The following is an 18,287-nucleotide window of genomic DNA, read 5'->3' on the forward strand; positions in this document are numbered from 1 at the left end:
TTGGGAATACCGAAGGTTTTACAGGCTAAAGAACGATAAAAGGGTGGTTCATTCTGCAACAAATAATTAGAAACCCAAAAGTAACTGGAATTTTAATTCCACAAAAAAAGCACCGACCGTGTCGATGCTTTTGTATGATATAAAAATAATTCTTTATGAATTTTTCAAAGCTTCTGCTCCTGAAACGATCTCTAAGATTTCGTTCGTAATAGCAGCCTGTCTTGCTTTGTTGTAGAAAATGACAAGGTCATTCTTAAGCTCCTGTGCGTTATCAGTTGCTTTATGCATTGCTGTCATTCTCGCACCGTGCTCAGACGCTACAGAATCTAAAACAGCTTTGAAAACCTGAGTTTTAATAGACTTTGGAATCAAATTATCCAAAATCTCAGCTCTATTCGGCTCAAAAATATAATCTGTTTCTACCTGAGGCTCTGCAGGATTAGCTTCTGCCATAGAAATAGGCAAAACTTGTTCTGTAGTAACTTCCTGGGTAGCAGCATTAATAAATTTATTGTAGATGACATAAACTTCGTCAAATTTACCTTCTTTGAAACTGCTCATAGCTGCTTCAGTAAGGTGAGAAACTGCTTCAAAGTTCAGATTATCAAAAACGGCGCTTTCATTTGAGTACACTGCACGAGTCTTTCTTACAGCATCGTAAGCTTTTTTACCAATTGTAAGAACTTCAACCTCATATTGAGCTTTATTCTGAAACTGGATGTTTAGCTCCTTTACAACATTAGAGTTGAAAGCACCAGCCAAACCTCTGTTTGAAGTTACAGCGATGAAAAGTACTCTTTTAACCTCTCTTTTTTGAGCATAAATAGAAACCTGATCAGGATCTGAACTAGAATTTACATTCTGGATGATCTCCTGTAGCTTTTCAGAATAAGGTCTTAACATTACGATTGCATCCTGTGCTTTTTTAAGTTTCGCAGCGGAAACCATTTTCATAGCACGTGTGATTTGCATCGTAGATGAAATTGAACTGATTCTTCCTCGTATTTCTTTTAAGTTTGCCATTTTATGTTTTCAATGTATAAAGTTTAAGGTTCAAAGGCCAGCTTCAAACCTTAAACATTGAATTTTTTAGTTATATTTAGATGCTAAGTCGTTAGCCGCCTGCTTAAGAACGCTTGTAATATCGTTGTCGATTTTACCCGCTTTAATAGCCGCCATTGTATCAGGGTGCTTAGATCTTAAGAACTCAATATATTCTAATTGGAATTCTTTTACTTTTTTGATAGGAACGTTTCTCATTAAGTTCTCAGTACCCGCATAAATCATAGCTACCTGACTGTCTACAGGAAGCGGAGAGTTTACCGGCTGCTTAAGAAGCTCTACGTTTCTTTCTCCTTTAGAGATTACTGCTAAAGTAGAAGCATCAAGGTCAGAACCGAACTTAGCGAACGCTTCCAATTCTTTATATTGAGCCTGGTCTAATTTAAGAGTACCAGACACTTTTTTCATTGATTTGATCTGAGCGTTACCTCCTACTCTCGATACAGAGATCCCTACGTTGATCGCAGGACGAACCCCTGAGTTGAATAGATCAGACTCCAGGAAGATCTGTCCGTCTGTAATAGAGATTACGTTCGTTGGAATATACGCAGAAACGTCACCAGCCTGAGTTTCGATAATTGGAAGGGCAGTTAATGAACCTCCTCCTTTTACGATTGGTCTTAAAGACTCAGGTAAGTCGTTCATCTGGCTCGCGATATTGTCATCAGCAATTACTTTCGCTGCTCTTTCCAATAGTCTTGAGTGAAGATAGAAAACGTCTCCAGGATAAGCTTCACGTCCCGGTGGTCTTCTCAATAGTAGAGAAAGCTCACGGTAAGCTACCGCTTGTTTGGATAAATCATCATAAACGATCAATGCTGGTCTACCAGAGTCTCTGAAGAACTCACCGATAGATGCACCTGCCATTGCAGAATATACCTGCATTGGAACCGGGTCTGATGCGTTAGCCGCAACGATTACAGTATATGCTAAAGCTCCTTTATCAGAAAGAGTTTTAACAATTTGTGCTACGGTAGAAGCTTTCTGACCGATCGCAACATATATACAATATACAGGCTGACCTGCATCAAAGAATTCTTTTTGGTTGATGATCGTATCAATCGCAACAGTAGTTTTACCTGTCTGTCTGTCACCAATGATAAGCTCTCTCTGACCTCTTCCTACAGGGATCATAGAGTCGATCGCAACGATACCTGTTTGTAAAGGCTCAGTTACCGGCTGTCTGAAGATAACTCCAGGAGCTTTTCTTTCCAATGGCATTTCGTATAAATCCCCAGTAATAGGACCTTTACCATCGATAGGGTTACCAAGAGTATCTACTACTCTTCCTAACATTCCTTCTCCTACTTTGATAGAAGAGATTCTGTTTGTTCTTCTTACTGTATCTCCTTCTTTTACTAATTTACTTTCCCCAAGTAGAGCAACACCTACGTTGTCTTCTTCAAGGTTAAGTACAATACCTTCTACATCACTAGCAAATTTAACCAACTCACCGTACTGTACATTTTCTAACCCGTATACACGAGCAATACCATCACCGATGGTTAAAACTGTACCTACTTCCTCAACGTTAGATTGAGTGTCGAAGTTGGCCAACTGTTGTTTTAAGATCGCAGATACTTCTGCCGGATTTATTTCTGCCATTATATGGTTGTTTTTTTCTTAATTTAAATGAAAATCTTTTTTAATCTGATTCAATTTGGTTTTCACAGATGCATCGATCTGCTGATCACCTACTCTTAAAATGTAACCCCCTAAAATATCAGGCTTCACATTTACATTAAGATCAAAGTTTGAATCTGCTTTTACCAGATTGGTAGATCTTAAGATCTGATCAAGGTTCTCTTGAGAAAGCTGAGTCGCTGTAGTAAGAGTAATTCTCTGTACCCCGTTGATATCTTCTACCTTATTGATGAACTCCTGAGCAATATTTTTCAACTGGTTCACACGTCCGTGCTTGATCACTAGTCTGATCAGGTTCTGCGAAGAAACTGAAAAATCCTTAAAGATCTGGTCTGCTACCTCTATTTTCTTTTTTGCATCAATGTAAGGCGTACCGAAGAACTTGTTCAAATCCGCAGATTGAGACATGATCTTCACTACATCTTTCATTTCAGAAAATACAGCAGCTGTCTGACCTGATTCATTGGTGAAATCAATCAGTCCCTGTGCGTATCTTTTAGCTACTTTAGATGTAAGCATTCTTAGTTAAGGTTAGATTTGTTTAAATAATTTTGAACTAATTCGTTTTGAGCTTCGTTGTTATCCAACTTCTGCTTAAGGATAGATTCAGCGATGTTTACAGATAAAGCACCGATTTGAGTTTTGATGTCTGCCATAGCAGCATTTTTCTCAGTCTGGATCGTTTGCTTAGCTGCTTCAATCATTTTGTCGCCTTCATTTTTAGCTGCATCTTTAGCCTCACCTACGATTCTATCTTTAATTTCTCTCGCTTCTTTAAGGATAGCATCTCTTTCGATTTTAGCTTCACGAATAATTCTTTCGTTATCCTCTTTTAAAGTCTCCATTTCTTTTCTTGCCAATTTAGCCTGATTAAGAGCATCAACAATAGAAGTTTCTCTGTCATTGATCGATTTTAAAATAGGTTTCCAGGCAAATTTGCCTAACAAAAATAATAATGCTAGAAAAATAACAGACTGGATAATAAATAATCCTGATGAAAACTGGTGAATTAATTCCATTATATAAATGTATAAATAATTATTACTTTTTTTCTTAAAAACCATTACCTGTAACCAACCGTTACGGGTAATGGTTTGATTTTAATTAGTTTACTGCGAATAGAGCAGCAAACGCAACACCTTCAACAAGTGCAGCAGCGATAAGCATAGCTGTTTGGATTTTTCCAGATTGCTCAGGTTGTCTAGCGATAGCTTCAAGAGCAGCAGCTCCGATTTTACCAAGACCGATACCTACACCTAGTACTACGATACCAGCACCTACAATTTTAGGGATTTCCATAATATATAATTTTAAAAAATTTGTTTTACTTTAATTTACACTTTCAATTAGTGAGCTGCATGATGTTCGTGCTCGTGCTCCTGTACTGCCATTCCGATGAACAAAGCTGATAACATTGTAAAGATATAAGCCTGTAGGAATGCAACCAGTACTTCCAATAAATAGATTACTAACGTTAAGAACGGGAATGCAACACCAGCTGCGAAGTTCTTAAACACATAGATCAGTCCGATCAAACTCATTACTACGATGTGTCCTGCCGTCATGTTGGCAAAAAGACGGATCATCAAAGCGAAAGGCTTAGTAATCGTTCCTAACAATTCGATTGGTAACATGATCAGCTTCATTGGCACAGGTACTCCCGGCATCCAGAAGATGTGCTTCCAGTAATCTTTGTTAGCAGAGAACGTCGTGATTAAATACGTAAGGATTGCAAGGAAGAATGTCATGGTAATATTACCTGTAACATTGATTCCGAAAGGCATTAATCCTAACACGTTAAGGAATAAGATAAAGAAGAATACCGTTAACAGGTAACCCATAAATCTTTTATACTTATGTCCAATGTTCGGGATCGCTACTTCATCTCTTACGAAAATGATTAACGGCTCCAGGAATCTTGCTGCTCCTGTAGGAACTACTGATTTCTTGTAAGACTTAGCCATTCCTGCAAATAATACCAGCATGAAAACAGATACTAATAAAAGAATAAGTACACTCTTCGTGATAGAAAGATCTAAAGGCTTTTCGTTGGTTGGATGACCATCTTCTCCAAGCGTTAAAGTTCCTGCTGCATCTGTCTTATAAATTTTTTCGTGGTGTAATGTATAGAAAGAACCATCTACTTCTGTTGGCTCACCGTGCATGAAACCTTCTTTGTTACTCATGAAAGAGTGAATACCATTGTCATAAAAAATAACAGGAAGAGGGAATCCGATGTGGTGACCATCTTTATCCACCATCAATGTAAAGTCGTGAGCATCCAACAAGTGATGATCGATGAACTCTTTGTTTTCTTTACTTGTTTTGTCTTTTTCTGAAAGCTCTTGTGCTGGAGCTGTTCCGGCAGCAGCCTCACCGTGCTGTGCAGACACTAAGTTTAATACAAAAATACTGTAGAATAAAACTGCGAATTTCTTAAACATTGATAGGTTTTTTTCGTTGTGCAAAAATATAATATTTTTTCTATTTTCAATAAATAATTTTACTGTTTTTTGTCATGATTAATCAGCTTAATCGCATAGTAGGTAAGCAGCGTGGTCAGGACGAAATAAGGGATAATGAAATGAAATTTATAGCCTGGAATCACTTCAAAGTTCAATTTCTTCCTGATTAAGTACATTAAACCGAATTTTAAAAGGATCAAACCAATCACAGACAGCCCTAAAAATTCCGGCACTACTCTATTAATTAAAACAATCATTGTAATCATCAGCATAAACATTACACTTAAAAAAAGATAAAATTTAACAATAATAATCTCATCTAAGTGAAAAACAAATTTCCAGAGGGAAAAATGGATCAGAAATGTTAAAAAGAATAATACCGTAACTAAGATATTAGGATTTAATTTCATTATAAACTTATTTTCAACCTCGGTTTCTATGAGGTTTATTTTAACTGATCGCAAAAATAGACTTTTTCTATCGTATTTTCATACGATTTGATTTTTATCATTTTTTCTATATATATAATATTACGTGTCCGAACACTTTGCATATGCTAAAAATTCCTTATTTTTGCAAACCTATAATTTACAATAAATATGTTTAATAGTTTACAGGATAAATTAGACAAGGCTCTACATAATATTTCCGGACGCGGAAAAATCACAGAGATCAACGTAGCGGAAACCGTAAAGGAAATCCGTAGAGCGCTGGTAGATGCCGACGTTAACTATAAAGTTGCAAAAGATCTTACCAAAAGAGTTCAGGATAAAGCTTTAGGACAAAACGTTCTTACTTCCCTTACACCGGGACAGCTGATGACGAAAATCGTTCACGACGAATTAGTGGATCTGATGGGAGGTTCTCAGGAAGGAATCAATCTTTCAGGAAAACCATCCGTAATCCTTATTGCCGGTCTTCAGGGTTCTGGTAAGACGACTTTCTCCGGAAAACTGGCTCATTATTTAAAGACAAAAAGAACCAAGAAGCCTTTGTTGGTTGCCTGTGACGTTTACCGTCCGGCTGCTATTGACCAGCTTAAAGTATTGGGAGGCCAGATCGGAGTTCCCGTATTTACAGAGGAAGGTTCTACCAATCCTTCTACCATTGCTGAAAACGCGATTGCTTTCGCAAAGGCAAACGGTCATGATGTAGTAATCGTGGATACCGCAGGGCGTCTTGCAATTGACGAGCAGATGATGAACGAGATCAAATCTGTACATTACTTCATCAAACCTCAGGAAACTTTATTCGTAGTAGACTCCATGACCGGTCAGGATGCTGTAAACACAGCGAAAGCATTCAACGATGCGCTGAACTTTGACGGGGTTGTTCTGACGAAATTAGACGGTGATACAAGAGGGGGTGCTGCTTTGACGATTCGTTCTGTAGTTGAAAAACCGATCAAATTTATCTCTACCGGTGAGAAAATGGAAGCTTTAGATCTTTTCTACCCGGAAAGAATGGCAGACAGAATCTTAGGAATGGGAGACGTAGTTTCCTTAGTAGAAAGAGCTCAGGAGCAGTTTGATGAAGAAGAAGCTAAGAAACTACACAAGAAAATCGCTAAAAACGAATTTGGTTTTGATGATTTCCTTAAGCAGATCAACCAGATCAAGAAGATGGGTAATATGAAAGACCTGATGGGAATGATTCCGGGGGTTGGAAAAGCCATCAAAGATGTTGAGATCAGCGATGATGCATTCAAACACATTGAAGCGATTATTTATTCTATGACACCTGACGAAAGAAGAAGACCTTCTATCATCAATACCCAGAGAAAACAGAGAATTGCAAAAGGAGCAGGAAGAAAAATCGAAGATGTGAATCAGCTGATGAAGCAGTTTGAGCAAATGGGGAAAATGATGAAGATGATGCAGGGACCTCAGGGAAAACAGATGATGCAGATGATGAGCAAGATGCCAAATATGCCTGGAATGGGCGGAATGATGGGCAAATAATAAAGCTTTCAGCCACAACAAGACATAAAAAAACTCTCAGAAATTCTGAGAGTTTTTTGTTTTATTTTATCTTATTTGAATTTGTATCCCAATCCGATCTGGAAGAAATTCATTTTCAATTTTTCGTCGTTTACAGGATCTTTGATCATGTTCGTCAGTCCGAAACTGTAACGTGCATCTACGAATAATCCTTTGTATACGTTATAATCAGCTCCAAAGAAAAGTCCGAAATCTGTAGATTTTAAATTATCATTGAACGCTTTTTCAAGATATTCCTCTCCTGCACTGATCCCTTGTGGATTAGACATTACCCCACTCACTTCGATTTTTGCCGTTGTATTGGTTTTAAAACTCACATATGGACCTGCATAAATACCCAATTCCGGAGTTGCATAATACCTTGCGGATACAGGAATTACAATTCTGTTGAAGTTTAATTTTTCAGTTACAGAAACTCCTCCTGGCAGTGATACTTTTGCTGTTCCTCCTAAATTAGCATATTCCACTTCTCCCTGAAGAGCAAATTTACTATTCAGTTTGTGCTCAACCAAAGCCCCTACATAGAATCCGGATTTTGATTTCAAATCCCCTGAAATTCCTCCAAATTCAATACTGTTTTCGTTAGAATTCAGTTTAGAAGAAGCATAACCTGCTTTTACACCAAATTTTGTCTGCGCATTCATACCTGCAAAGAAAGCAAGTGCTGATGCCAATAAGATTTTTTTCATGATTATTATTAAAAATTTTATTTTTAGTGGTAAAAAAAGCCCTAAAATAAATCTTAGGGCTTTCTATTTTGATAAATGCTTTGTTAATTACTTAGCAAATACATATTTAACTCCGAAAGTTACAGCTGATAAATTCAATCCGAACTTGTAGTTGTTTACGCTTTTAGCACCATCAACATCAAATTTAGAAGTGTTGTATCCGAATTCACCAAAAGTAGCTTCAATGCTCCAGTTTTTGTTCAAGAAATAATCTAAACCTGGCTTAATGTTAACTCCGATTGAAGTGTAGTTAGCTTTAGTAGATGTAGATGTACTAGTTGTAGTAGACCCTGTAGTTGCAGTTGCGTTAACTTCGTTTTTCTCAGTACCGAATTCCATAGGAACTTCTAATTGACCGAAGATGTATAATTTGTCAGCAATAGTCCAGTATTTTCTTACGAAAGGAGCTACAACAAATGCAGAAGTTGTACCTTCGTTTTCAGTAACTACTGTAGTGTTTCCAAAAGAGTTAGTTACGCTAGTTGTAGTTTTGTCATTTTTGTAACCTACTCCTAAACCAACAGCTAAGTTAGTTCCTACGAAATAACCTGCAGTAGGGATAACTTTGAAGCTTTCAATTTTCTTGTCAGTATTGTTGTTCTCTTCTTGAGAATAACCTACTTGTCCTGAAATATATGCAGTACCTTTTGCAATCTGTGCATTAGATAAACCGAAAAGTGCAATTGCACCAGCTAATACTAATTTTTTCATTTTATAATAATTTTAATACTTTCTGACGGCAAATTTACAGTGGGTCCGGCTAATATTAAAATTTGTTAACGTGATTAATATCATTGATGAACATTGGTGTTTTCCGAAAATAAAACGTACTAATTATAAGGCATTGTTTTTTTCACAATATTTAGAATAAAAAATCTACAATTTATCAACAGGAGTGAAATATACTTAACTTTTTGGATTTTCCATTTTCTTTTAAATTCATGTTTATTTTTGATTATCGTAAATGATAATGCTCTAAAACGTTAATATTTAATAGATTAGTCTTAAAATTAAACAATTGTTTATTATTTGAGATAAATTCATTCCCAAAATCTGCTAAAGACATAAATTCATCCGGAATACCCAATCATATCAGATATTCATTGGTATTCAAATAAAAAAACTCCAGCTAAAAAGCCGGAGTTTGATGTATTATTCTTAATATTTCTTATTTAAGGAAGAAATTGTATCCAAGATTAATAGCACCTACGTTCCAGCTGGCAGTATACCAACCATAGTCACGTCTGTTGCTGATCGTCTGATAACCTAAATACAGTTCACCTTTTTTCATCTGGTAACCAAATTTAGGCTGTGCATAGAAACCTCCGTCTACCCCATCTTTTACAGAAATCCCATATCCAAGATCCAGTCCTACAAAGATAGGTGCTCCCGAGAATTTGTATTTTCCGGAAACCGCTACAGGAATAAACCCGAAATCATCAAAATTATCCTTTCCGAAGAAATGAGAATATCCTGTGGTAACCCCAAGGTCAAGACCTTTTGTAATGTTCCACATATAGGCAGCATCCACGCCTAATGTAAATGAAGATACATCGCCGGCATCTCCTACAGGAATACCAATATGCCCTCCCAGTTTAAAACCTTCCTGCGCGTGTGCAACAGTTCCTAACAGTGCAAAAGCACCTAGTAAAAATAGTTTTTTCATTATTTAAATAGTTTGATTGATACCACAAAATTAATAATTATTTTCTTCATTAACATAAAATTAACAAATTACATTTATCGTAATAATAAAAAAGCGGGACAAAAATTTGTCCCGCTCTGTATCTTTTCGTTAAGCTTCTGAAGAATTAGTTCCCTCCGAATTTGAAACCGATACCCACCTGTAAAAAGCTGTTAGTGGTTTTCTCACCATTCACAGGATTTTTAGCTAAGTTGGATACTCCCATATTATATCTGGCATCAAAGAATAATCCGTTTTCCAACGCATACTCTGCACCTAAGAAAGGAGCAATATTAAACGTATTCGTCTGGTCTTTGATATCCGTTTCATCATCAGCACCAAGCTCTAATCCTGGGATTAGTCCTCCAAAATTTATGTCGGTAACCGTTTTGGATTTTGCAGTAAGGATATATCCGAAACTCGCACCTGCAGAAACTGATAAACCTTCAGTGATGAAATATTTGGCAGAAACAGGAACCAATAAAGTACCGAAAGTCATTTTGTTTTGAACTTTGATCAATTCATTGTCTTCATCCTCAACACTTTTAGACACTTTTCCTCCTAATTGAGAATATAAAACTTCCCCTTGCAGACCAAATTTATCACTGATTTTATATTCAACCATACCTCCCACATAGAAAGTATGTAATGGATCTGTGCTTTCTGATTCTCCGCTGCTTTTAAATTTAAGGGTAGATAAAGAATAGCCGGCTTTAGGACCGAATCTTAATTCCTGAGCGCTTAAGTTGGCGCCTAGTACAGCCACAGCTGCAATAAGTAGAATTTTTTTCATGAGTTATTTTTAGTATTCGGCTGTAAAACTAGCTTTTTTTTTCAAAACACCAAATAGTGGCTAAAAATATTCTCACAAACAAACAGTTCTAATTATAAAATTCACAGGAAAAAAACATCCCAAAACACACTTATATTCTCTTCTGCTTTAATCTTTAAGCCTTTTATCTTCCTCGTTATACGCTAAAATAATTTTCTTCACGACCGGATGTCTTACCACATCCTCTTCCGTAAGGTGTACAAAGCCTATTTCTTTAACGTCTTTCAGAATTCTCATCGCTTCCTTCAGCCCCGATTGTTGTTTCGGTGGTAAGTCGATCTGGGTTGGATCTCCGGTGATGATGAACTTGGCATTCATCCCCATTCTGGTCAGAAACATTTTCATTTGGGCATGAGTGGTATTCTGTGCTTCATCAAGAATCACAAAGGCATCGTCAAGCGTACGACCTCTCATAAACGCCAACGGAGCTACTTCAATCACCTTTTTCTCCATAAAACCTTCCAGTTTTTCGTGAGGGATCATATCTCTAAGCGCATCATACAAAGGCTGTAAATACGGATCCAACTTTTCTTTCAGGTCTCCGGGAAGGAATCCAAGGCTCTCTCCTGCTTCCACAGCTGGTCTTGTCAAAACGATTCTTTTCACTTCCTTATCTCTCAAAGCTCTCGCCGCCAATGCCACACTGGTGTATGTTTTCCCCGTTCCTGCAGGACCAATGGCAAAAACCATATCCTTTTTCTCGGTTTCTTTAACCAGCCTTTTAAGATTGGTGGTTTTAGCTTTAATAATCTTTCCGTTGACTCCCTTTACAATGATATCCTGATCGAAAACCAAATGCTTTTCGTTCTCATCTTTGATATTCAGGACATTTTCAACGTCTTTCAGAGCAATAGAATTGTTTTTGGAAATAAATTTTATGAGATCATCCAGTTTTAGTTTAAGTATGTCTAAAGCCTCCTGGTTCCCCATCGCGAAGATGAAATGATCTCTTCCAGTGATCTTAAGCGTCGGAAAGCTTGATTTTAACAAATTGAAATATTGATTATTAACGCCATAGAAGGTCTTTACATCGACATCTTCCAAATCATATGTTAATTCAAACATGCAGTATTTTATTTTTATTAGATTTTAAAATTAAAGCTTTTTTTCAAATTTCTGTCAATTCTTTTCGACAATCTTTCGGGCTTTCTTTTTATTTTAGATAACTTTGCAGTAAACACTATTTATTCTACTACCAATTCATGTCAATTATTACCCTTACTTCGGATTTCGGACATTTAGATTACAGAGTCGCCGCTGTGAAAGGCAAGGTTCTGTCTCTAAACCCTAAGGTGAATATTATTGATATATCTCACGATATCCAGGCATTCAACCTTATACAGACGTCGTATATCGTACGCAATGCTTATAAATATTTTCCTAAAGGCACTATTCATATCCTGTCTGTAGACAGTTTTTACCATAAATCAAGAAAAAATATACTCTATAAAGCAGATGGCTCCTATTTTCTGGCGGCAGATAACGGACTTTTAGGTCTGATATTTTTCGACATTAAACCGGAAGCGATCTATGAAATCACGCTGAACACCCGTTTTGATGATATTGTGAATTTCACTTCAACGGATGTTTTTGTCCCGGTGGCAGTCCATTTGGCCAATGGTGGCCTTCCTGAAGTGATCGGACGGAAGATAGATTCAGCCAAAGAACTTCTTTTCCCGAAACCCGTTTTCAATGAATCTGAAAAGATGATCATTGGGGAAGTCACCTATATTGATAATTTCGGAAATATAATCTCAAATATCAGTAAAGACTTTTTTGAAAGCACCGGCAAAGGCAATGAAGGTTTCACTATAAAATTCAGAAATTTAACACTTTCGCGGGTCTTTTCAAGTCACACGGAAGTGGTTTCGGACTGGGAAAGGGAAACGGAATTCCACGGACAGTCGGCAGCGATCTTCAATGACAGTCAGCTATTGGAGCTTACGATCTATAAAGGCAGTAAGAAAAACGGGGCTAAAAGCCTGTTTGGACTCAATGTAGGCGAGAATATTTATGTTGAATTTGTCTAAGATTATATATTTCATAAAAAAACCGATTTTTTTTATATATTTGTCAAAATCTAAAAATTAAAAATGGCAGAATACAAATTATTGCTTCCTTCCATGGGAGAAGGTGTTATGGAAGCGACGATTATCACTTGGTTATTCAATGAAGGTGATAATGTAAAAGAGGATGATTCCGTAGTTGAAATTGCAACAGATAAGGTAGATTCAGACGTTCCGACACCAGTTTCGGGGAAAATTGTAAAAATCCTGAAACAGAAGGACGAGGTTGCTAAAGTTGGTGAGGCCATTGCCATTTTAGAAATTGAAGGAGAAGGAGGAAATACAGCATCAGAAGAAGTGAAAACAGAAGCTCCTGCAGCTGCTCCGGATACTGAAACGTTAAAAACCATTGAAGAGCCGTTACAGGCTGCAGCCAATGTAGAATTCTCAGGAGATCTTTACCTGTCGCCGTTAGTAAAATCTATCGCACAGCAGGAAAATATCTCTGAAGCTGAACTGAAAACTATCAAAGGAAGCGGTTTAGAGGGAAGAATTACAAAAGAAGATATATTAGCATACGTTTCCAACAGAGGAAACCAGCCGGCTCAGCAAGCAGCTCCTGCACAACAGGCTTCTGCTCCTGCAGCACCAAAAGCTCCTGCTTCAGCACCGGTTTCTACGATCTCTACAGCCGCAGGCGATGAAATCATTCCAATGGACAGAATGAGAAAGATCATTGCTGAGAACATGGTAAAAGCAAAACAAATTGCTCCGCACGTTACTTCTTTCATTGAAACAGACGTTACCAACGTTGTAAAATGGAGAAACAAGCATAAAGATATTTTCGAGAAACGTGAAGGTGAAAAACTGACGTTCATGCCGATTTTCGTGAAAGCTATTGTAAAAGCTATTCAGGATTTCCCTATGATCAATGTTTCTATCAGTGGTGAAAACATCATTAAGAAGAAAAATATCAACATCGGTATGGCGACTGCTTTACCAGACGGAAACCTTATCGTTCCGGTTATTAAAAATGCTGATCAGTTATCTCTTTCAGGTTTGGCTAAAGCGATCAACGACTTAGCGTACAGAGCGAGAAACAAGAAATTAAGACCTGAAGATACACAAGGGGCTACTTACACGATTTCTAATGTAGGAAGTTTCGGAAACCTTATGGGTACGCCTATTATTCCTCAGCCTCAGGTAGCGATTTTAGCTATTGGTGCTATCGTGAAAAAGCCTGCAGTTCTTGAAACCAAAGATGGTGACGTGATTGCGATCCGTCAGTTGATGTTCATGTCTCACTCTTATGACCACAGAGTAGTAGATGGATCTTTAGGTGGAATGATGCTTAAGCATGTTCATGACTACCTTCAGAACTGGGATCTGAACACAGAAATATAAAACAAACCTATAATCTAAATAAGAGCATGAAAAACGCAACATTAATTGCCATGATTTCAGTAGGAGTCATTATCCTTATTGATCTTGTTCAAATTATATCCAGTTTTTTTGAGTTCTACTCCATGGGCTTATTTAGATTATTCGGAATCTTAAACCTGATTGCTTTTGTCGGGGTATTGCAGTTCTTTGTGAAACTTTACAATAAGCAAAAGGAATGAGTCCGGAACTGAGAGAGCTGTTTGAAATCAAACAGGAAGACAAAGAAAAAAAGGTCAGTCAACCCACTGATCAAAATGTTAAAAATCACATTTTAATACGTCTTGCTGTTGTTATCATCGGAACACTTGGTTTTGTTTTTCTAATCAATATCAATGAATCACAGGGGTGGGAAGTAGTGGCTTTGCTAATATTTATGGCCATTTTCCACGCCATCTGGCTTCTTTATATCATTATTGAAGCAGTGATTCTGCAGAGCAAAAAGAAGTTTATGCTCAGGAATATTAATCTTATTTTTATTCTTATTCTATTATTAATTTATGGTATCGGAGGTATTTTCCTTTTCGGATTCGCCTGATACTCACACATACAAAGTAAAAAGCTTCCTCCAGGAAGCTTTTTTATTTTAATGATCATGTTGCTATCTTTCAATTTTAAATCTTAAAGCATTTGTGAAAATGTTTTGTTTCACACAAAGATTGATGTGTTCGGGCAAAGCAAAGATGGCCGCACAGCTGTTGATGAAGCTGCCTGATATAACATCCGCTTAGTCGAATCAATGCAATTGATTCCCTTCTTTGTATTTCTTAAAGTATGCAGTATCTGAATCAAACTTTGCGTTAAATAAATAAACGCCTTATTATTCTCCTTTCAAACTGCCAATCACTTTTCCTCTATGCGTTTCACCCCAATTCATCAGCTCCATAATTAACGGTTTTAATGATTTTCCGTGCTCTGTAAGCTCGTATTCTGCCTGAGCTGAATAGATTGACGTTCTTCTGATCAGCAGGTTTGTTTCTAACTTTTTAAGCTCAATAGAAAGCATCCGATCTGTGATCTGACCGATCAATACTGATATTTCCCTGAATCTTTTAGGCTCATCCAGAAGAACGGCAATGATTTTCATTCTCCATTTCCCATTGACCGCTTCCAGCGCATCACCGATAGAAAGTAATACTTTTGATGAGTTTAATGGACATTGGGAGTTTCCCGGTTCTTCTTCCTTCATAAGCTTGTCTTTTAAGTTTTAGATTTACAATGTACAGTAAAAGTAAGAAACTTAACCGACTGAGAAAAGTTAATGAGTAAGGAAGTTTGAAGCTGGAAGAAGGAACTTAAATACGTGAAAGAAACTATTGAAATCCTTTTTACTATTTTCAGACTACTTCGAAATTAAAAGCCAATAGTAACATCCATCCTCCCTCTCCCATCTTCTAACCTTTTACTTAAACTCGTTTGCCTGAACAAACTCATTGAATTTTTTGGGATTCCGGCCTAAGATTTTTTGAACTCCATCGCCTGTGCTTTCATTACGCCCGTCTAAAATTTCATCAAATGCAACAGCCATATGTCCGGCTACAAATGGAGGAAGGCCAACCTGTATGAGTAGTTCTCTGTATTCATCTTTTTCCAGAAAATTGTATTGAATGGTATGGTTCAATTTTGCACCAATCATTTTAACAGCTTCTTCAAAAGTCAATAACTCACTTCCCGTTATTTCATAGATCTGACCATCGTGTTTGTCATTCGTCAGACATTCAACCACAGCATCAGACAGGTCCTCCAGGTCCACAAACGGTTCTTTTACAGAGCCAGCCATGAAAGTAACCTCTCCGGACTGTACGCCATGCAAAAAATGTCCTTCACTAAAATTCTGATTAAACCATGCCGACCGTACAATAGCCCATTTCAACGGTGAACTGATCAAAATACGTTCACAATCTTCCACCGATTCCTGGCCACGCCCTGAAAGTAAAACTGCTTTCGATACGGAATTTTCAACCATGCTGTTGACCAGTTCCGTTATCTGTTCCTTCGCACCCGGAATAGAGGTATCCGGATGTACAATGTATACGCTTTCAATATTTTTCAAAGCCTGACCATAGGAGGCGGTATCATTCCAGTCGAAAAAACGGGTATCTTCATTCACTTCATCCTTTACACGAACTGTAGAAAAGACGGTATATCCGAGAGCTTTCAATTTCTTTACCACACGGCGGCCGTTTTTTCCACCGCCACCAATCACCAGGATATTTCCATTTATTGTTTTCATATTCTTTAATTTAGAATACAAATCTATGTCTATTGAATGCTGCTTTATGCTTAACTATCATAGAGTATAGCGCTCTTTTAATTCTGTTCTTTTCAATCAGTCCTTATTAATCAGCTTATTTTTTACAGCAGATATTTTCAGATACCATCTAATTTTCCTATTTTTCAGTTCAATAAAATGTCCCGGTCCACAAATGCTGAAAATTTTCTCCCTCTTACAGAAAGGCCTTAAAAAGTCTTTTGACAACATAAGAAACGAACAACTGAAGAACAATCTGCTTCAGGCAATTCCTTTCTGGATCGGTTCAGTGATCACCGGTTTTTTTGCGGTGATGTACGCTAAGATATTCGCATGGGGAGAGCATCTGCTGAATTTCATCATGAACTGGCATGCGTGGATGATCTTCATCATTGCTCCTATCGGTTTTGTGCTTTCATGGTGGCTGGTAAAAGAATTTGCCCCGAATGCCAAAGGAAGCGGAATTCCACAGGTTATGGCAGCTGTAGAGCTTGCCAATCCAAAGGAACATACAAAGATCAGAAGCCTTTTAAGCCTGAAAATCATTATTTTTAAAATCATTTCATCCGTAGTTCTGGTTATCGGTGGTGGCGCTGTAGGTCGTGAAGGACCAACGATACAGATTGCAGGCTCAGTATTCCGGAAGGTCAATGAATATCTTCCGCACTGGTGGCCGAAAATTTCCAAGAAAAATATGATTATGACGGGTGCGGCAGCAGGACTTGCAGCAGCGTTCAATACGCCCTTGGGAGGAATTGTATTTGCGGTAGAAGAACTTTCAAAAACACATATCAACTATTTCAAGACAGCATTGTTCACAGCTGTGATCATTGCAGGTTTAACAGCTCAGACTTTGGCCGGCTCTTATTTATATTTAGGATATCCGAAAACCAATGATGTTTCATTAATGGTGATGTTTCCCATTATTCTCGTAGCAGGAACAGCAGGAATTCTGGCCAGTCAGCTTTCTGTCATGATGCTTAAAATGAGTGACTGGAAGAAAAGAAAACTGAAAACCGACCAGGCCAATGTCATTTTTCTTGTGATCTGCGCATTGTTTATCGCTTCTATAGCCTATTTCATCAACAGAGAGATTCTAGGTTCTGGAAAGGAAATAATGGAGCGTGTTCTTTTCACAAAGGATAAGCATGAAGAATGGTATGTCCCGATCTTAAGAATGCTTGGCCCTGCCCTTTCTTTTACATCAGGCGGTGCAGGCGGAATTTTTGCACCAGCGCTTACAGCAGGCGCCAGTATAGGTTCCGTGATTTCAGGTGCTATTCATTTAACTCCTAACGAAACTAATGTGGTTATCCTCGCAGGAATGGTCGCATTTCTTACCGGAATTACAAGAGCTCCGTTTACATCTGCTATTATTGTCCTGGAAATGACGGACAGACATTCCCTTATTTTCCACCTTATGCTGGCGGGAATGGTTTCATCCATAGCTTCTATTCTGGTAAGCAGACATTCTTTATATGATGTGATTAAAGTGAATTTCCTGAAAGAGATCAGGGAGAAGGAGTAGTTTTGGGATATGTGTTGTCTGTTGCTAGTTGCTGGTTCGTAGCAAAAAGGTTGATATAGCAATTGTACTATGTCTATGATCTTGATTAAATGCTTCGAACTAATATTTCCCGACTCTTACAACTTAAAATTTACCATTAATATCTCTAACTTCAATTTCAACCTTAATCTTAACATCTGATGTCTGATGTCTGATGTCTGATGTCTGAAATCTCCCTACAAATATTCACCAAAGTATTGCATATTCCAAATATATTCTCTAATTTTGCACCTCGAAATAATTAACAAATTCATTTAACATTATGAACAATTACGAAACTGTTTTCATTTTAACTCCCGTTCTATCTGATGCTCAGGTAGAGGAAGCAGTGAAAAAATTTGAAGATCTTTTAAAAGAAAAGAACTGTGAAATCGTTGCCAAAGAAAACTGGGGATTAAAAAAACTAGCTTATCCAATTCAATTGAAAAAGAATGGATTCTACACTTTAATCGAGTTTAAAGGTGAAGGTACTGTAGTAGCTGATTTAGAATTAGCATTCAAACGTGACGAGAGAGTAATCCGTTACCTGACTACAAAACTTGACAAGCACGCTGTTGAGTATGCTGTAACTAGAAGAACTAAAATCAAAGCGGCTAGAGCTTAATTAT

General features: G+C 37.5%; 21 protein-coding genes. 7 read left to right on the forward strand and 14 right to left on the reverse strand.

Features of this window, described 5'->3' with window-relative positions; translation table 11 throughout:
* Positions 1–153 precede the first annotated feature (153 nt).
* The 7 genes from atpG to BM143_RS00510 all read right to left on the reverse strand — a co-directional run bounded on the left by atpG (position 154) and on the right by BM143_RS00510 (position 5,581).
* Complete coding sequence (gene atpG, locus BM143_RS00480) at positions 154–1,023, reverse strand: ATP synthase F1 subunit gamma (RefSeq protein ID WP_047455479.1); 870 nt, start codon at positions 1,021–1,023, stop codon at positions 154–156.
* Between the two features lie 66 nt (positions 1,024–1,089).
* Positions 1,090–2,667, reverse strand: coding sequence for a F0F1 ATP synthase subunit alpha (gene atpA, locus BM143_RS00485; protein WP_034725380.1), 1,578 nt, complete (start codon positions 2,665–2,667; stop codon positions 1,090–1,092).
* A gap of 18 nt (positions 2,668–2,685) precedes the next feature.
* Positions 2,686–3,225, reverse strand: coding sequence for an ATP synthase F1 subunit delta (gene atpH, locus BM143_RS00490; protein WP_034725379.1), 540 nt, complete (start codon positions 3,223–3,225; stop codon positions 2,686–2,688).
* Positions 3,226–3,227: 2 nt separating this feature from the next.
* Positions 3,228–3,725 carry a F0F1 ATP synthase subunit B gene (locus BM143_RS00495; RefSeq protein ID WP_034725377.1) on the reverse strand — a complete coding sequence of 166 codons (498 nt, stop codon included), beginning with the start codon at positions 3,723–3,725 and terminating at the stop codon, positions 3,228–3,230.
* A gap of 85 nt (positions 3,726–3,810) precedes the next feature.
* A complete protein-coding gene (gene atpE / locus BM143_RS00500) occupies positions 3,811–4,005 on the reverse strand; it encodes an ATP synthase F0 subunit C (RefSeq protein WP_002979108.1) in 195 nt (64 codons plus the stop codon).
* Between the two features lie 47 nt (positions 4,006–4,052).
* Positions 4,053–5,150 (reverse strand): F0F1 ATP synthase subunit A, encoded by a 1,098-nt coding sequence (gene atpB / locus BM143_RS00505; protein ID WP_090021786.1) that lies wholly within the window; start codon positions 5,148–5,150, stop codon positions 4,053–4,055.
* A 59-nt stretch (positions 5,151–5,209) separates the two neighbouring features.
* The gene (locus tag BM143_RS00510) at positions 5,210–5,581 is read right to left on the reverse strand and encodes a hypothetical protein (protein WP_034725372.1); all 372 of its coding nucleotides are present in this window, start codon (positions 5,579–5,581) and stop codon (positions 5,210–5,212) included.
* A gap of 189 nt (positions 5,582–5,770) precedes the next feature.
* On the opposite strand from BM143_RS00510, the gene ffh reads away from it, so the two are divergent.
* Complete coding sequence (ffh, locus tag BM143_RS00515; RefSeq protein ID WP_090021789.1) at positions 5,771–7,132, forward strand: signal recognition particle protein; 1,362 nt, start codon at positions 5,771–5,773, stop codon at positions 7,130–7,132.
* 71 nt (positions 7,133–7,203) lie between these two features.
* On the opposite strand, the gene BM143_RS00520 is transcribed toward ffh, so the two are convergent.
* The 5 genes from BM143_RS00520 to BM143_RS00540 all read right to left on the reverse strand — a co-directional run bounded on the left by BM143_RS00520 (position 7,204) and on the right by BM143_RS00540 (position 11,480).
* Positions 7,204–7,860, reverse strand: a complete 657-nt coding sequence (locus tag BM143_RS00520; RefSeq protein WP_090021791.1) for a porin family protein — start codon at positions 7,858–7,860, stop codon at positions 7,204–7,206.
* A gap of 87 nt (positions 7,861–7,947) precedes the next feature.
* Complete coding sequence (locus BM143_RS00525; protein ID WP_090021794.1) at positions 7,948–8,610, reverse strand: outer membrane beta-barrel protein; 663 nt, start codon at positions 8,608–8,610, stop codon at positions 7,948–7,950.
* Between the two features lie 457 nt (positions 8,611–9,067).
* A complete protein-coding gene (locus BM143_RS00530; protein ID WP_090021797.1) occupies positions 9,068–9,565 on the reverse strand; it encodes a hypothetical protein in 498 nt (165 codons plus the stop codon).
* 145 nt (positions 9,566–9,710) lie between these two features.
* On the reverse strand, positions 9,711–10,376 hold the full coding sequence (locus BM143_RS00535) for a porin family protein (RefSeq protein WP_090021800.1): 666 nt from the start codon (positions 10,374–10,376) through the stop codon (positions 9,711–9,713).
* Between the two features lie 147 nt (positions 10,377–10,523).
* On the reverse strand, positions 10,524–11,480 hold the full coding sequence (locus BM143_RS00540) for a PhoH family protein (RefSeq protein ID WP_090021803.1): 957 nt from the start codon (positions 11,478–11,480) through the stop codon (positions 10,524–10,526).
* 137 nt (positions 11,481–11,617) lie between these two features.
* Here BM143_RS00540 and BM143_RS00545 point away from each other — a divergent pair, with 137 nt between their 5' ends.
* The 4 genes from BM143_RS00545 (at position 11,618) to BM143_RS00560 (ending at position 14,399) form a co-directional block, all read left to right on the forward strand.
* Positions 11,618–12,445, forward strand: coding sequence for an SAM hydrolase/SAM-dependent halogenase family protein (locus tag BM143_RS00545; RefSeq protein WP_034725363.1), 828 nt, complete (start codon positions 11,618–11,620; stop codon positions 12,443–12,445).
* 63 nt (positions 12,446–12,508) lie between these two features.
* On the forward strand, positions 12,509–13,825 hold the full coding sequence (locus tag BM143_RS00550) for a dihydrolipoamide acetyltransferase family protein (RefSeq protein WP_090021806.1): 1,317 nt from the start codon (positions 12,509–12,511) through the stop codon (positions 13,823–13,825).
* 26 nt (positions 13,826–13,851) lie between these two features.
* Positions 13,852–14,043, forward strand: coding sequence for a hypothetical protein (locus tag BM143_RS00555; protein ID WP_072923960.1), 192 nt, complete (start codon positions 13,852–13,854; stop codon positions 14,041–14,043).
* On the forward strand, positions 14,040–14,399 hold the full coding sequence (locus tag BM143_RS00560) for a hypothetical protein (RefSeq protein WP_090021811.1): 360 nt from the start codon (positions 14,040–14,042) through the stop codon (positions 14,397–14,399). Before BM143_RS00555 ends, BM143_RS00560 begins: the two co-directional genes overlap by 4 nt.
* Positions 14,400–14,681: 282 nt before the next feature.
* Here the strand turns inward: BM143_RS00560 and BM143_RS00565 are convergent, their stop codons facing one another.
* Together BM143_RS00565 and BM143_RS00570 are read right to left on the reverse strand one after the other, a co-directional pair.
* A complete protein-coding gene (locus tag BM143_RS00565; protein ID WP_090021813.1) occupies positions 14,682–15,050 on the reverse strand; it encodes a winged helix-turn-helix transcriptional regulator in 369 nt (122 codons plus the stop codon).
* 213 nt (positions 15,051–15,263) lie between these two features.
* Positions 15,264–16,094: an NAD(P)H-binding protein gene (locus BM143_RS00570; RefSeq protein ID WP_090021816.1), complete on the reverse strand. Its 831-nt coding sequence runs from the start codon at positions 16,092–16,094 to the stop codon at positions 15,264–15,266.
* A gap of 193 nt (positions 16,095–16,287) precedes the next feature.
* Between BM143_RS00570 and BM143_RS00575 the strand changes: the two genes are divergently transcribed.
* Positions 16,288–17,640 carry a chloride channel protein gene (locus tag BM143_RS00575; protein WP_090021818.1) on the forward strand — a complete coding sequence of 451 codons (1,353 nt, stop codon included), beginning with the start codon at positions 16,288–16,290 and terminating at the stop codon, positions 17,638–17,640.
* Positions 17,641–17,941: 301 nt separating this feature from the next.
* Positions 17,942–18,283, forward strand: coding sequence for a 30S ribosomal protein S6 (rpsF, locus tag BM143_RS00580; RefSeq protein ID WP_034706729.1), 342 nt, complete (start codon positions 17,942–17,944; stop codon positions 18,281–18,283).
* Positions 18,284–18,287: the final 4 nt, after the last annotated feature.

The organism is Chryseobacterium oleae (assembly GCF_900115055.1).
In the GTDB taxonomy this organism is placed as follows: Bacteria; Bacteroidota; Bacteroidia; order Flavobacteriales; family Weeksellaceae; genus Chryseobacterium; species Chryseobacterium oleae.

What these genes read in the sequence shown, in the direction of transcription:
- atpG (WP_047455479.1), bottom strand. Translation starts at nt 1,023, where the DNA reads ATGGCAAACTTAAAAGAAATACGAGGAAGAATCAGTTCAATTTCATCT.
- atpA (WP_034725380.1), bottom strand. Translation starts at nt 2,667, where the DNA reads ATGGCAGAAATAAATCCGGCAGAAGTATCTGCGATCTTAAAACAACAG.
- atpH (WP_034725379.1), bottom strand. Translation starts at nt 3,225, where the DNA reads ATGCTTACATCTAAAGTAGCTAAAAGATACGCACAGGGACTGATTGAT.
- BM143_RS00495 (WP_034725377.1), bottom strand. Translation starts at nt 3,725, where the DNA reads ATGGAATTAATTCACCAGTTTTCATCAGGATTATTTATTATCCAGTCT.
- atpE (WP_002979108.1), bottom strand. Translation starts at nt 4,005, where the DNA reads ATGGAAATCCCTAAAATTGTAGGTGCTGGTATCGTAGTACTAGGTGTA.
- atpB (WP_090021786.1), bottom strand. Translation starts at nt 5,150, where the DNA reads ATGTTTAAGAAATTCGCAGTTTTATTCTACAGTATTTTTGTATTAAAC.
- BM143_RS00510 (WP_034725372.1), bottom strand. Translation starts at nt 5,581, where the DNA reads ATGAAATTAAATCCTAATATCTTAGTTACGGTATTATTCTTTTTAACA.
- ffh (WP_090021789.1), top strand. Translation starts at nt 5,771, where the DNA reads ATGTTTAATAGTTTACAGGATAAATTAGACAAGGCTCTACATAATATT.
- BM143_RS00520 (WP_090021791.1), bottom strand. Translation starts at nt 7,860, where the DNA reads ATGAAAAAAATCTTATTGGCATCAGCACTTGCTTTCTTTGCAGGTATG.
- BM143_RS00525 (WP_090021794.1), bottom strand. Translation starts at nt 8,610, where the DNA reads ATGAAAAAATTAGTATTAGCTGGTGCAATTGCACTTTTCGGTTTATCT.
- BM143_RS00530 (WP_090021797.1), bottom strand. Translation starts at nt 9,565, where the DNA reads ATGAAAAAACTATTTTTACTAGGTGCTTTTGCACTGTTAGGAACTGTT.
- BM143_RS00535 (WP_090021800.1), bottom strand. Translation starts at nt 10,376, where the DNA reads ATGAAAAAAATTCTACTTATTGCAGCTGTGGCTGTACTAGGCGCCAAC.
- BM143_RS00540 (WP_090021803.1), bottom strand. Translation starts at nt 11,480, where the DNA reads ATGTTTGAATTAACATATGATTTGGAAGATGTCGATGTAAAGACCTTC.
- BM143_RS00545 (WP_034725363.1), top strand. Translation starts at nt 11,618, where the DNA reads ATGTCAATTATTACCCTTACTTCGGATTTCGGACATTTAGATTACAGA.
- BM143_RS00550 (WP_090021806.1), top strand. Translation starts at nt 12,509, where the DNA reads ATGGCAGAATACAAATTATTGCTTCCTTCCATGGGAGAAGGTGTTATG.
- BM143_RS00555 (WP_072923960.1), top strand. Translation starts at nt 13,852, where the DNA reads ATGAAAAACGCAACATTAATTGCCATGATTTCAGTAGGAGTCATTATC.
- BM143_RS00560 (WP_090021811.1), top strand. Translation starts at nt 14,040, where the DNA reads ATGAGTCCGGAACTGAGAGAGCTGTTTGAAATCAAACAGGAAGACAAA.
- BM143_RS00565 (WP_090021813.1), bottom strand. Translation starts at nt 15,050, where the DNA reads ATGAAGGAAGAAGAACCGGGAAACTCCCAATGTCCATTAAACTCATCA.
- BM143_RS00570 (WP_090021816.1), bottom strand. Translation starts at nt 16,094, where the DNA reads ATGAAAACAATAAATGGAAATATCCTGGTGATTGGTGGCGGTGGAAAA.
- BM143_RS00575 (WP_090021818.1), top strand. Translation starts at nt 16,288, where the DNA reads ATGCTGAAAATTTTCTCCCTCTTACAGAAAGGCCTTAAAAAGTCTTTT.
- rpsF (WP_034706729.1), top strand. Translation starts at nt 17,942, where the DNA reads ATGAACAATTACGAAACTGTTTTCATTTTAACTCCCGTTCTATCTGAT.